9 protein-coding genes are annotated in these 13,380 nt (G+C 39.8%); 4 read left to right on the top strand and 5 right to left on the bottom strand.

All coding sequences use genetic code 11. The annotated features are described in order from the left end of the window. Positions 1 to 56 precede the first annotated feature (56 nt). Positions 57 to 1,142, top strand: coding sequence for a class I mannose-6-phosphate isomerase (locus tag R3X26_RS14590; RefSeq protein WP_317718067.1), 1,086 nt, complete (start codon positions 57 to 59; stop codon positions 1,140 to 1,142). Between the two features lie 146 nt (positions 1,143 to 1,288). Here R3X26_RS14590 and R3X26_RS14585 read toward each other — a convergent pair whose 3' ends face one another. Then, on the bottom strand, positions 1,289 to 2,665 hold the full coding sequence (locus R3X26_RS14585; RefSeq protein ID WP_317718066.1) for a PhoH family protein: 1,377 nt from the start codon (positions 2,663 to 2,665) through the stop codon (positions 1,289 to 1,291). Between the two features lie 436 nt (positions 2,666 to 3,101). Between R3X26_RS14585 and rapA the strand changes: the two genes are divergently transcribed. Beyond that, positions 3,102 to 6,005 carry an RNA polymerase-associated protein RapA gene (rapA, locus tag R3X26_RS14580; RefSeq protein WP_317718065.1) on the top strand — a complete coding sequence of 968 codons (2,904 nt, stop codon included), beginning with the start codon at positions 3,102 to 3,104 and terminating at the stop codon, positions 6,003 to 6,005. A gap of 100 nt (positions 6,006 to 6,105) precedes the next feature. Further along, the gene (gene rluA / locus R3X26_RS14575) at positions 6,106 to 6,834 is read left to right on the top strand and encodes a bifunctional tRNA pseudouridine(32) synthase/23S rRNA pseudouridine(746) synthase RluA (RefSeq protein WP_317718064.1); all 729 of its coding nucleotides are present in this window, start codon (positions 6,106 to 6,108) and stop codon (positions 6,832 to 6,834) included. A gap of 12 nt (positions 6,835 to 6,846) precedes the next feature. On the opposite strand, the gene R3X26_RS14570 is transcribed toward rluA, so the two are convergent. The 4 genes from R3X26_RS14570 to argR form a co-directional block, all read right to left on the bottom strand. Then, the gene (locus R3X26_RS14570; RefSeq protein ID WP_317718063.1) at positions 6,847 to 7,284 is read right to left on the bottom strand and encodes a universal stress protein; all 438 of its coding nucleotides are present in this window, start codon (positions 7,282 to 7,284) and stop codon (positions 6,847 to 6,849) included. A 166-nt stretch (positions 7,285 to 7,450) separates the two neighbouring features. Beyond that, the gene (locus tag R3X26_RS14565) at positions 7,451 to 10,030 is read right to left on the bottom strand and encodes a TRAP transporter permease (protein WP_317718062.1); all 2,580 of its coding nucleotides are present in this window, start codon (positions 10,028 to 10,030) and stop codon (positions 7,451 to 7,453) included. 201 nt (positions 10,031 to 10,231) lie between these two features. Continuing rightward, the gene (locus tag R3X26_RS14560; protein WP_317718061.1) at positions 10,232 to 11,194 is read right to left on the bottom strand and encodes a TAXI family TRAP transporter solute-binding subunit; all 963 of its coding nucleotides are present in this window, start codon (positions 11,192 to 11,194) and stop codon (positions 10,232 to 10,234) included. A gap of 371 nt (positions 11,195 to 11,565) precedes the next feature. Further along, the gene (argR, locus tag R3X26_RS14555; protein ID WP_317718060.1) at positions 11,566 to 12,036 is read right to left on the bottom strand and encodes a transcriptional regulator ArgR; all 471 of its coding nucleotides are present in this window, start codon (positions 12,034 to 12,036) and stop codon (positions 11,566 to 11,568) included. A 335-nt stretch (positions 12,037 to 12,371) separates the two neighbouring features. Between argR and mdh the strand changes: the two genes are divergently transcribed. Next, complete coding sequence (gene mdh, locus R3X26_RS14550; protein ID WP_317718059.1) at positions 12,372 to 13,307, top strand: malate dehydrogenase; 936 nt, start codon at positions 12,372 to 12,374, stop codon at positions 13,305 to 13,307. The last annotated feature ends 73 nt before the right edge of the window (positions 13,308 to 13,380 follow it).

The raw sequence follows: 13,380 nt of genomic DNA, 5'->3' as shown, positions 1-13,380 counted from the left end.
TTTGTATCGGTAAAAAGTGACTTGGTTTTTTGGTATTAAAAATAAGTGAGTGACACATGAATTATGAAGGAAAAGTACTAACTTTTACTCAAAATAGAGTTTGGAGAACATATACAGGAGGACGAACCTTAGACCAAATTGCCAATGTCGATGTTGCTAAAGATAATCACTTTCCTGAAGATTGGGTCGGTTCTACAACACAAGCAACCAACAAAGGAAGAGAGCATATTTCTGAAGGTGTCTCGTCTGTTATTATTAATGATGAAGTGGTTAAGTTTGATTGCTTAATTGATTCTAATCCACACTATTTTTTGGGCGCTCATCATGTAGATAAATTCGGTAACAATCCTATGTTGCTGGTTAAGTATTTAGATTCATCCGTTAGATTGCATTTTCAGGTTCATCCTACGGCCGAATTTGCTCAGGAAAATTTGAATTCTCCTTGTGGTAAAGCCGAAGCTTACTATGTGCTGCAAGCTCGAGAGGAGGTTGCTCAACCATATATTTATTTAGGTTTTCAACATCCACCAGAAAGAGACAAGTTAAAATCAATGATCGAAGCACAGGATATTGATGCGATTAGCGGTTGCTTTGAGAAAATAGAGGTAAAACCAGGAGATAGTTTTTATATTCCTGGTGGTGTTCCTCACGCGATTGGGGAAGGGCTACTTATTATTGAAATCATGGAACCTTCTGATCTTGCTGTGCGTTTTGAATTTGAAAAATCAGGTTATGTTATGCCTGAAGAAGCACGATTTATGAGTCGCGATCTGGATTTTTGCTTAGATGTATTTAACTTTGAACAGGTATCTAAACAAGACGTTTACCAAAGATACCAACAAACACCGTTACTGTTGACTCAGTATAATGAGCAATCACATAAAGAATCACTGGTTGATTCTAGAGCAACCAAAAGCTTTCGTGTATGTAAATCGGTGATTAAAGGTGTGGTGGAAAAATCGGAACCAGATTTCTATATTGGTTTAATCGTCAACGGTGAATGTACGATTACTTGTGGTGGTGAACAAACACGTTTAACTCGATTTGATAAATTTTTCTGCCCACATGGTATCGACTCTATTACTGTAGAAGCGAGCGATGGCGTAGAAATTTTAGAATGTTATCCTCCACTTGCTGAGTAATACTTTATAGCTGTTATGCTGATGATGTATTCTTGTTCGCTTCCTGATCTTCATTACCTCTATTATTGATAAAACAACAACGCTAATCTGAGTACACCGTAAGGCATCTCAGAATAGCGTTTAATAACTTATCGTGAGACGGTTAATCACAAATTTTCTTCTGCAAATTCCGCCAAGCGACTTCTTACTACCCCATTTAAATGCACATTGGCGCTTCCTTCAAAGTTTTTAAAGCGTTCCACCATATAAGTAAGCCCAGAGGTTACAGGTGTTAAATAAGGTGAATCGATCTGTGCTAGGTTACCGGAGCAAACGATTTTGGTTCCTTCTCCACAACGCGTGATAATGGTTTTAATTTGTGAAGCGGTTAGATTTTGGCATTCATCTAGCAAAACAAAGGCGTTTTGAATAGAACGACCGCGCATAAAGTTGATTGATTTAAATTGAATATTTGCTTTCTCGCAAATATATTTGAGAGAACCCTCACTACAATGATCGTGTTTGTGTAATGCTTCAAGAGTGTCGGTAACAGCGGCTAACCAAGGCAGCATTTTCTCTTCCTCTGTTCCTGGTAAAAAACCTATAGATTCTCCAATATCGGGTGTGTTGCGAGTAACGATTATTTTATCAAATTGAAATTTTTCGATAGAAAGTTCCAGTGCAGCAGCCATTGCGAGCAAGGTTTTACCGCTACCTGCTGCGCCAGTTAAGATAACAAGGTCGATTTCTGGGTCCATTAAAGCGTCAAATGCCATTGCTTGATAGACATTTTTCGGTGTAATATCCCACACTTTTCTATGCATTATCCTTTCTCTACTGAGATCCTTTATTGCGACTTTGTCATCTTTTATTGATTCTACTCGCCCTGCAAAATCTGTTTCTTCATCGATCAAATATTGGTTTATGTAGGTTGGTTGTAACGCCGCTTTATCGATTGAATGATAAGTACGGCCTTCAACGTTATAACTATCGACATTTTCTAAATTTTGCCAAAAGTTACCTGTGTAATTATAAAAACCTTTGGTTAAGTATTGCACATCATCGATTAATTGGTCAGAACGGTAATCTTCAACAAAACGGACTCCAGCTCCTTTCGCTCGCAAGCGCATGTTGATATCTTTGGTTACTAATACAACATCTCGTGATGACTTTTTATTTTGGAGAGATAATACGGCGTTTAATATACGATTATCACCTGCTTTATCGGCGAATGCCTTAACGGTTTCTTGTAAGCCAAAATCGGCCAGAATAGCAATACTTCCTGTTGCGCTGATCTCTTTTGAACATGGAATGCCTTCGGAAATTTGTTCTGGGGTTGCATCGCGAAATATATCTTCTAAAGCGCGAATAGCGACTCGAGCATCGCGTGCTACGTCTCGTTTGCTGTCTTTAATTCTGTCCAATTCTTCGAGGACAGTCATGGGAATAATTACGTCGTGTTCTTGAAAGGAATAGATTGCGAAAGGTTCATGCAGAAGAATATTGGTATCTAAAACAAAAATTTTCCTATCGGTATCGCCCATAAGCGTCTCCTTTACCGCGTATTGCGGTTAGCTTAATTAACATATTTGTTACTAATAATTGATTCTGTTCGTTAGTGACAAACCAGTTTTGGCCAAAATTTATCCAATTCGATGCGCCGATATTGATGGTACATCCATTATAAGTATATGTAATAAATGTGAACTTGGTATTTAGATTTCTCATAGATATATGACGGTTTTATGTAAATATCTATTCGATTTGATAATTGTCAGTTTATTCTCTTTTAGTCGTGACCTGCATCACGGCTTGAAGTAATATTGGCGACCTTAAAAATTCTCGACTTTTCTTTGCAGATAAAATGCAGAATCGTTGTTTTTATCAGCCTATAATATGTACAGGTAGGCATTACAGAATAGATAGACCAGAATCGATACACTTAAATCGGTCTACTCCAATATAGAGGTAATCAAGTATATGGCATTTGCTTTGGGTCAACGCTGGATAAGTGATACAGAAAGCGATTTGGGTTTAGGTACCATCGTAGAACAAGACGCAAGAACCGTAACATTGATGTTTGCTGCGTCAGAAGAAAACCGAGTCTACGCCCAAAAAGACGCCCCAATAACACGAGTTATTTTCCATGTTGGAGATACAATTGAAAGCCAAGAAGGTTGGTCTCTTTTCGTCGAAGAAGTACGAGAAGATAAGGGTTTGCTTACCTATGTAGGTACTAGACAAGATAATCAAGAAAGCGAGATTGCGCTTCGTGAGATTTTTCTGAGTAATCAAATTCGCTTTAATAAACCACAAGATAAGTTATTTGCTGGTCAAATAGATCGTATGGATAATTTTGTCTTGCGTTATAACGCGTTACACAACCAATATCAGCAGCATAAAAGCCCAATGCGTGGTCTTTGTGGCATGCGAGCTGGGCTTATTCCACATCAGTTATTTATTGCCCACGAAGTCGGACGTAGGCATGCGCCTCGTGTTTTATTGGCCGATGAAGTAGGGCTAGGTAAAACCATTGAAGCCGGGATGATTATTCATCAACAAGTTTTATCAGGTCGAGCTGAACGAGTGTTGATTGTTGTACCGGAGACATTGCAGCATCAGTGGTTGGTCGAGATGATGCGCCGTTTTAATTTGCATTTTTCTATCTTTGATGAAGAACGCTGTATAGAAGCTTGTTTTGAGGCGTCTAATCCTTTCGACACAGCTCAGTATGTACTGTGTTCGTTAGGTTTTCTAACTAAAAATCAAAAGCGCTTTGAGCAGATTGTGGATGGTAATTGGGATCTTTTAGTTGTGGACGAAGCACACCACTTGGAATGGAGTGTTGATGCGCCTAGCCGTGAGTACCAAGTGGTAGAAGGTTTAGCTAATAATACCGAGTCTGTATTGTTATTAACCGCCACGCCTGAGCAATTAGGACATGAGAGTCATTTTGCGCGTTTGCGTTTGTTAGATCCAGATCGTTTTTATGATTATCAAGCGTTTGTGCAAGAAGAAAAACAGTATGAGCCGGTTGCCGATGCGGTGAGTAATTTATTTTCAGGTGTAACACTGGAAAATAGCGCTAAAAACCAAATAACAGAGTTGCTTTCGGAGCAGGATGTAGAACCTTTATTTAGAATTATTGAATCCGATGCTTCTGAACAAGACAAAGCTAATGCTCGTCATGAGTTAATTGAAAATCTAATGGATCGTCATGGAACAGGACGAGTTCTGTTTAGAAATACCCGCTCTGCAATCAAAGGATTTCCACAAAGGAATGTCCATCTTCTACCGATGGAAATGCCGGATCAATATGCGCGCGCGATCCGTGTTTCCAATATGTTAGATAAAGATTTATTGCCTGAAGCCCAAGCAATGAGAAAGCTTTATCCAGAAGAAATTTTTCAGGAACTAGAAGGTGGATCATGGTGGCAATTTGATTCACGTGTTAATTGGTTGATTGATAAAGTAAAAGAAAAACGTTCAGAAAAAATATTGGTAATAGCCTCAAGATCGACCACAGCATTGCAATTAGAACAAGCGTTGAGAGAACGTGAAGGGATTCGTGCAACGGTATTTCATGAAGGAATGTCGATTATTGAGCGAGATAAAGCTGCGGCGTATTTTGCTCAAGAAGAAGGGGGAGCTCAGGTACTTATTTGTTCTGAAATTGGTTCAGAAGGACGCAACTTCCAATTTGCAAATCAGTTAGTTATGTTTGATTTACCGTTTAATCCAGATTTGCTAGAACAACGTATTGGTCGCCTTGATAGGATTGGTCAGTTACGTGATATTGATATTTTTGTTCCGTACTTAGAAGGTTCCTCACAAGGTATTCTTGCTCGTTGGTTTGAAGAAGGGTTACAAGCTTTTTCCGAGACTTGTCCAACAGGAAGAGCGGTTTATGATCAATATTCAGATGATTTGATCGATTTATTGGCTGGTGGAAAAGAGCACGATTTAGAGCAACTCATAGAGGAGTCAAATAAGTTAAATCGAACTCTTAAAGCGCAACTGGAGAGCGGACGAGATCGCTTATTAGAAATGCATTCTAATGGCGGTGAGCAAGCATTAGAATTAGTAGAAAAGATCGCTAGCACTGATGGAGACACTAATTTGGTCTCTTTTGCGTTGAGCTTGTTTGACACGATTGGTTTAAACCAAGATGACAAAGGTGATAAAGCGTTGGTTGTGACACCATCGGAGCACATGATGGTACCGAGTTATCCGGGGCTTCCATACGATGGTGCAACCATAACATTTGATCGTGAAACGGCACTTTCTCGTGAAGATATGAACTTTATGAGTTGGGAACACCCTATGATTCAAGGAGGGATTGATCTCTTGTTGAGTGAAGGAGTAGGAGCAACAGCGGTATCTTTGCTAAAGAATAAAGCGTTACCAGTGGGAACCATGTTGCTGGAGCTGATTTATTTAGTGGATGCCCAAGCACCTAAACGCAGTGGTATTAGTGGGTATTTGCCTAAAACTCCAATTCGTTTAATGATGGATGGCAAAGGCAATGATCTTTCTGAGCAAGTTGAATTTGACAGTTTTAATCGTCAATTGAGCCCAGTAAATCGTCATCTGGCTAATAAGCTTGTATCAAGTGTTCAGGCGGATATTCACAAGCTGATTGAAGCGGGTGAGAAGTGTATTGATAGTAAATTGAATGCAGTACGGGAGAAAGCGCAAAACGAAATGTCGAGTTCGCTAAACGCAGAATTAGAGCGGTTACAAGCGCTAAAGGCCGTGAACCCAAATATTCGTGATGAAGAGCTACAAGCCATCGAGAATCAAATCCAACAACTCACGGGTTATATTTCTCAGGCGCAAATCCAATTGGATTCATTACGACTTATTGTTGTTTCACATAATTAATACTCAGTATATTCATGATGTAGTCAACAAACCGTAAGCAAAGTATTGAGAGTGCTTGCGGTTTATTTACTTCTCTATTTTAATAAGATAATCATTACCTATGATCGACTATTCTCCTTCACAGCAACCCATTGAAATAACATTCCAAGATGAACATGTTTTGGTGGCAAATAAACCTGCCGGACTGTTGTCTGTTCCCGGAAGACTAGCACAACATTACGATAGTTTATGGAGCCGGTTGGTGGTGGATTATCCTGATATTCAAGTCGTTCATCGTTTGGATATGGCAACATCAGGTTTAATGCTGTTTGCCTTGACCAAACAAGCTGAACGACACATTAAAAAGCAGTTTCAATATCGTTTAACGCATAAGATTTACTATGCAAGAGTATGGGGACAGGTAGAGCAAGATGAAGGTTGCGTAGATTTACCGCTTATTTGTGATTGGCCAAATCGACCGAGACAAAAAGTCTGTTACGAACATGGTAAGCCATCTCAAACTAACTATCAGGTGGTTGAAAGAGAGAAAGAAACCACGCTGGTTCGTCTATTACCCATTTCAGGCCGTTCGCATCAACTTCGAGTTCATATGATGGAACTTGGTCATCCGATCGTTGGCGATGAATTTTATGCACACCCAGCAGCGAAAGGGTATTCAGACCGATTGCAACTTCATTCAACGGAGTTGAGTTACTATCATCCAAGCAATAATGAATTAACCAGTGCTTTTGTGGCGTGTGATTTTTATCAAGCCGCGCAAGAACAAATTTGGCAGCATTTTAGTGCGACTAAAATACTGCCCGATTATAAGCTATTAACCAGCAGTTAATCTCGTGGTTAGCTAGCCCTGAGGCTTGACGACTAAAACGTTAATTGGTGAGTTTTGAACGACTTTACTTGCCACTGAACCTAATACGACTTTATCAACTTTAGAGCGTTTATGGCTAGGCATAACAATCAAATCTGCGCCCAATTTACTTGCGTACTCTAAAATCGTAGCGTAAGGTTTTCCTTCTGCTACGTGGGTTTTATAAACGATATCTTCATCTATATGTTCTATGGCAAATTTTTGCAGTTGATGTTTTACGTCCTGCTTCATTTTATTGGCAGCATCTTTTGGGAAGTAAGTAGCAACCATCGACATATGAATTCCAGGAAGAACGGTTAATAAGTGCACCTCTGCATTGGATGTCTTCGCGTGCCATACCGCGAGCTCAATTGCTCTATCAGAAAAGCCTTTATCATTTAAGTCGACAGGAACAAGGATTTGTTTATACATTTCGTTATCTCTACAATTAGGAAGGGAGTTACCCCAAGTTATCCCTATTCATTACGTTACGATCTTAACAACAAGAGCAGCAGAAAATAATTCAGCTTAAATCGTTTGTTAATATCGTATGTACTTCGCATAGTACGATATAAACCATACTATGCGATTAGACGTACTATGCGCTCAGTTCATCCTTACGAGCACGGCGTTTCTGGTTAAAGCCTAGACCAAACAATATCAGTAAAGCAGGGACAAAAACCCATTCTTTCATTGGTCTATCCGCTTGTAAGATTACCGATTGTATTTCCCAGTCGAAGTCGATACCGGCGGCTTCTGCTGGGCTACCAAATTCAATCATATCAACGATCATCTTGTTATCTTTTTCAATTAACATTAAACCCATTGATGCAATGCGTTCCTCTGAACCTTTTGCGTCATCTTCAAATGGTAATATTACGGTTTTCTCAGTCGCTTTACCTTCTAGGGTCTCACCAGCAACTCTTAACTCAAGTGATTGTCCCACAGCGAGATTTTCGGTTACTTGAGCTATCTCAACTCCAGGGTAATGATCTTTCGCTGGATAAATCATATCCCACCAAAACCCCGGTCTGAAGAAGGTAAAGGTTAACACGAGAAGGAGCAGTGTTTCCCACCACTTATTCTTAGTGAACCACCATCCTTGAGTCGCAGCGGAAAAAATAAGCATCGCTGTGATTGAAGACATTATTGTGAGGAATAAGTGCCACCATGTATCCACACCCATAAGTAATAATTGGGTATTGAATATAAACATAAACGGCAATATTGCGGTTCGAATGTCATAGGTAAAACCTTGAATACCCGTTCGAATAGGATCGGACTTTGCGATAGCTGCTGCAGCAAATGCTGCCAGACCAACCGGAGGAGTATCATCGGCAAGAATACCAAAATAGAACACAAACAAGTGAACAGCAATCAAGGGAATAATCAGTCCATGTGCCGCCCCAAGTGTCACAATAACCGGAGCCATAAGGGTAGACACAACGATATAGTTAGCCGTTGTTGGAAGGCCCATACCTAAAACTAAACTAATAACAGCAGTGAATAACAACATTAAAATAATGCTACCGCCTGAGATAAACTCAACAAAGTCGGTCATTACTAAACCGATGCCTGTTAAAGTTACTACGCCAACTACTGTGCCGGCCGCTGCTGTTGCTACACCAATACCTATCATGTTGCGAGCACCAGAGACCAAACTTTCGGAAAGGTCGATAAAGCCTTCTTTAATACTTTGCTTAATATCCCCTTCTTTAGCAAATAAGGTCATAAGAGGTCGTTGTGTTAATAAAATAAAGATCATAAACACCGTTGCCCAGAAAGCCGATAAGCCGGGAGAAAAACGTTCTACCGTTAAACACCATACCAACACAACAATCGGTAATAAGAAGTGCAATCCGGATTTAATTGTCGGTCCCGCTTCTGGTACTTCGAGTAGTTCTTCGTCTATCGACATAAGAGCATGTTCTCTATAGCGAGCGGAAATACTCACTAAGCCAACATAAGCCATGAGCAATACAACAGTGACAATAGGAGTGGCAGCTTCACCAAATACGTCTTTTGTCCAACCTACACCATAATAAACTGCAGCACTGATAATGCATAAACCTAGGATAGTTCCAACAAAAGAGAGCATGCTATGTAACAGTTTTGGTGTGTGGCGACGTGGTAACCCAGTCATACCCGCTTTACACGCTTCTAAGTGAACAATGTACAGTAAAGCAATGTAAGAAATCAGCGCAGGTAAAAGAGCCGCTCTAATGACTTCTACATATGAGATACCAACGTATTCAACCATGAGAAAAGCAGCAGCGCCCATAATTGGAGGTGTTAATTGCCCATTAGTAGAAGCTGCAACCTCTACTGCACCGGCTTTTGTCCCTGGGAATCCGACTCTTTTCATCAAAGGAATAGTGAAGGTTCCGGTTGTCACTACGTTTGCTATTGAAGAACCGGATACTAGGCCTGATAACCCCGAAGCCACAACCGCAGCTTTTGCCGGGCCACCGCGCATATGACCAAGTAAAGAGAAAGCGACTTTTATAAAGTAAGCACCTGCACCTGCTCGATCAAGCATCGCTCCAAACAGAACGAATAAAAAGACAAAAGAAGTAGAAACACCTAACGCAACTCCAAATACACCTTCTGTGGTTAACCACAGGTGAGACATTGCTTTGTTTAAGCTCGCTCCTTTGTGGGCAATAACGTCTGGCATATGTGGACCAGCAAAGGTGTAAAGTAAAAAAACAGCGGCAACGACCATGAGTGGTGGACCTAAGGCGCGTCGAGTGGCTTCCAATAGCAATACCATGCCAATGACCGCTGCAACAATATCAAAAGTGGTTGGTGCACCAGAACGTTCGGCAAGTTGCGCATAAAACAGGTAGATGTAGCACGCTGCAAAGCTTCCTGCTAATGCTAATATCCAGTCGATTAACGGGACTCTATCTCTAGGAGAATTAGTTAGTGCTGGATAAGCAGTAAATGCTAAGAAAATGGCAAACGTCAAATGAATAGAGCGAGCTTCCGTGTCATTCAATACACCAAAATTAAAAATAAACGGTAGTGGGGATGCGTACCAAAGTTGAAAGAGTGACCAGCAAAGTGGTACAAGCCATAAAATACGTCCTGGAAAACCTTTTGGGTTTCGAGCACCGGTATCGACTTGAGCCACCATTTCTTGCACATCTGGAGACGGTTTTGTTGCCTGCGTCATGTACTTTTTCCTTATAGTGACGGTCTATTGTTACAGATCAAAACTAGAATGATGGACAGTGAATCAAAAAATTCAACCAAGTTAGTTTGATCAAGTGTAGCAAAGTAATTGATTAAAAAAATGAGTGCCTAGTAATACATTCAGCACTAAAACGAATAAGGAGGCTATCGCCTCCTTAATTTTTAATTGGCTTATAAAAAACTATTTAAGGAGGCCAATTTCTTTATAGTATTTTTCCGCTCCAGGATGGAGGGGAATAGAAATGCCTGCTTGCACCATTTGTTCTTTTTTAAGCTGGGCAAAGGCAGGGTGTAAACGCTTAAATGTGTCAAAATTTTCAAACACAGCTTTGGTTACATTATAGGCGATATCGTCTGACACGTTAGTTGTGGTAACCATTGTCGCGGCTACACCAAAGCTATTAATGTCACTCTCTGTCCCACGATAAGTTCCGGCAGGTAGATTTGTGTACGCATAGTACGGATGCTCAGAAACAATTTTATCGATTTCTGGACCTGTAGCAGAAACCAGTTTTGCATCGCAAGATGTTGTTGCTTCTTTGATAGAACCATTCGGGTGGCCAACCATGTAAATAAAGGCATCAATTTTATTGTCACATAAGGCTTGTGAACGTTCTGAACCTTTTAGTTCTGAGGCAAGTTTAAAGCTGTCTCGAGTCCAACCAAATGCGTCCATAACCACGCTCATAGTTGAACGATCTCCTGAACCAGGGTTACCAATGTTAACGCGCTTACCGTTTAAGTCTGCGACATTGTTAATATCAGAGTCAGCACGCGCAATAATATTAAACGGCTCAGTATGTAGAGAGAATATGGCCCGTAATTGTTTAAATTCATTTTGGAATTTGTCAGTACCATTATAGCCATTATATTGAGCATCAGATTGAACGATACCGAAATCAAGTTCGCCTGCTTTCATCGTATTGATGTTATAAATAGATCCACCGGTTGATTCAACAGAACAGCGAATGTTATGCGTTTTTCTACCTTTGTTAACTAACTTACAGATTGCTCCACCTGTAGGGTAATAAACACCAGTCACTGAACCAGTACCAATCGTAATGAATGACTGTGCATTTGCAGCGTGTACGCCTAATACAGTAATGGCAATAGCGCCAAATTGAATAAGTTTTTTAAATGCCATGCATGTTCCTTTTTTATTCATTATAGTCCCTGTAGTTAGCGCTAACTTACTGGCTATTTACAGATTTTTCCTTTTGGAAAAGGCATTTTTTCAAGATATATCTCGAAAAAGCGCGCGTATAATACCAAAAAAACAGATCTAATTATAATAATCCTTATTAATACAAAACATTCAAGATGCAAGGAGACTGGCGGTGAGTCGAATTTTTTATTTAATATTTAAAAATCAATTGCTTATTTTATCTTTACTATTGTTACGGGTACAGTAGCCCATTTTTCAAAATGATGAAAAATAATAAAATGATAAATACGATATAAAATCTAGGCAACAAAATAGCCTAAGTAAGATTTTTACAGGGTCTCTAAAAGATTCTATCCTGAGTATTCAAACAAAGAGCAAACGGAATTAAATAACTGCTTAGTTGTGACGGTAATAGTTGGGGTAATAAATATCGTATCATCACCAGCCACTACACCAAGAATTCCTTCTGACTTTCCTAGTGAATCTAGTAATCTTGCGATCAGTTGCGCCGCTCCTGGTCCTGTATGAATGACGACAATAGCATTGTTATAGTCAATATCTAAAACAAGTTCACGCAACGGGCTAGATGTGGTGGGAACGCCTAGTTCAGCTGGTAAGCAGTACACCATTTCCATTTTTGCATTTCTGGTTCGAACTGCTCCAAACTTAGTGAGCATTCGAGACACCTTGGATTGGTTTATATTGTCAAAACCTTCAATCCGTAAAGCATCAACAATTTCGCCTTGAGAGCCGAATCTTTCTTCTTTCAAAATAGCTTTAAAGGCTTTTACTAAATTATCTTGTTTTTCTGTATTGCGCATGATGTTTATTCGTCTCATACCATTAGAGAAGGACATCTTCTCATATTTTTTCTATAAGCATCAAATAATCGCTTGATATTTGTTATTTTTATCATTGAATATTAAAACCAACAATAAACATATTGGCAACACTTAGTTAACAAGTGCTATATTGGGTAAGTTGAAGATTTCAATGCAACTTTTGTAGCACGTTGTCTGTGAATTGCGCGAAGTCGCAAAGCTGACGTTAATTAATTGTATTCGATTAGTGATTCCTTTAATTTCTGTATAGACCTTACTTTTAATAAAAATACGTGATTCAAAATTAAAAATTAACCTTATCAAGGAGAACTACTATGAAAGTAGCCGTTATTGGTGCCGCTGGTGGTATAGGCCAGGCTCTTGCCCTATTACTTAAAAACCGCCTTCCTGCTGGTACTGATTTAGCCCTATATGATATCGCGCCAGTTACACCTGGTGTTGCTGCAGATTTAAGCCATATTCCAACGCCTGTCTCTATAAAAGGTTATGCAGGTGAAGATCCAACGCCAGCGTTAGAAGGTGCTGATGTCGTACTTATTTCTGCAGGTGTTGCTCGTAAACCAGGTATGGACCGTGCCGATTTGTTTAATGTCAATGCTGGTATTGTTAAATCTTTAGCTGAAAAAATAGCTGTAACTTGTCCTAAAGCGCTAGTAGGTATTATCACTAACCCAGTGAATACAACCGTTGCTATTGCGGCTGATGTACTAAAAAAAGCAGGGGTTTATGATAAACGTCGTTTATTCGGTATAACGACTTTGGATGTTATTCGTTCTGAAACCTTTGTTGCTGCATTAAAAGATAAAGATCCTAGCGATGTTCGTGTCCCTGTTATTGGTGGTCACTCTGGCGTTACCATTTTACCTCTACTATCTCAGGTTGAAGGGGTTGAATTCACACAAGAAGAAGTGGCAGCATTAACAACTCGTATTCAAAATGCAGGAACAGAAGTTGTTGAAGCAAAAGCTGGCGGTGGTTCTGCTACCTTATCTATGGGGCAAGCTGCTTGTCGTTTTGGCCTAGCTCTAGTTAACGCTTTAAATGGCGACGAGAATGTTATTGAATGCGCGTACGTAGAAGGTGCTGGTGAACACACTCGTTTCTTTGCTCAACCTATTAAGTTAGGTAAAGAAGGAGTTGAAGAAGTATTAAGCTACGGTGAATTGAGTGTATTTGAACAACAAGCACTTGATGGAATGTTAGAGACATTAAATGGCGATATAACTATTGGTGAAGAATTCGCTAAATGAGGTGACGGCTTGTCGAAATGATTCGATGTAAATAGTCAGACGTTTTATAGTTGAGGGCAGCGTTTTTACGCTG

This window comes from Vibrio sp. TH_r3, from assembly GCF_033101115.1.
Taxonomy (GTDB): domain Bacteria; phylum Pseudomonadota; class Gammaproteobacteria; order Enterobacterales; family Vibrionaceae; genus Vibrio.
This window is presented reverse-complemented; position numbering and strand designations above follow the sequence as displayed.

What these genes read in the sequence shown, in the direction of transcription:
- R3X26_RS14565 (WP_317718062.1), bottom strand. Translation starts at nt 10,030, where the DNA reads ATGACGCAGGCAACAAAACCGTCTCCAGATGTGCAAGAAATGGTGGCT.
- R3X26_RS14560 (WP_317718061.1), bottom strand. Translation starts at nt 11,194, where the DNA reads ATGGCATTTAAAAAACTTATTCAATTTGGCGCTATTGCCATTACTGTA.
- mdh (WP_317718059.1), top strand. Translation starts at nt 12,372, where the DNA reads ATGAAAGTAGCCGTTATTGGTGCCGCTGGTGGTATAGGCCAGGCTCTT.
- R3X26_RS14570 (WP_317718063.1), bottom strand. Translation starts at nt 7,284, where the DNA reads ATGTATAAACAAATCCTTGTTCCTGTCGACTTAAATGATAAAGGCTTT.
- rluA (WP_317718064.1), top strand. Translation starts at nt 6,106, where the DNA reads ATGATCGACTATTCTCCTTCACAGCAACCCATTGAAATAACATTCCAA.
- rapA (WP_317718065.1), top strand. Translation starts at nt 3,102, where the DNA reads ATGGCATTTGCTTTGGGTCAACGCTGGATAAGTGATACAGAAAGCGAT.
- argR (WP_317718060.1), bottom strand. Translation starts at nt 12,036, where the DNA reads ATGCGCAATACAGAAAAACAAGATAATTTAGTAAAAGCCTTTAAAGCT.
- R3X26_RS14585 (WP_317718066.1), bottom strand. Translation starts at nt 2,665, where the DNA reads ATGGGCGATACCGATAGGAAAATTTTTGTTTTAGATACCAATATTCTT.
- R3X26_RS14590 (WP_317718067.1), top strand. Translation starts at nt 57, where the DNA reads ATGAATTATGAAGGAAAAGTACTAACTTTTACTCAAAATAGAGTTTGG.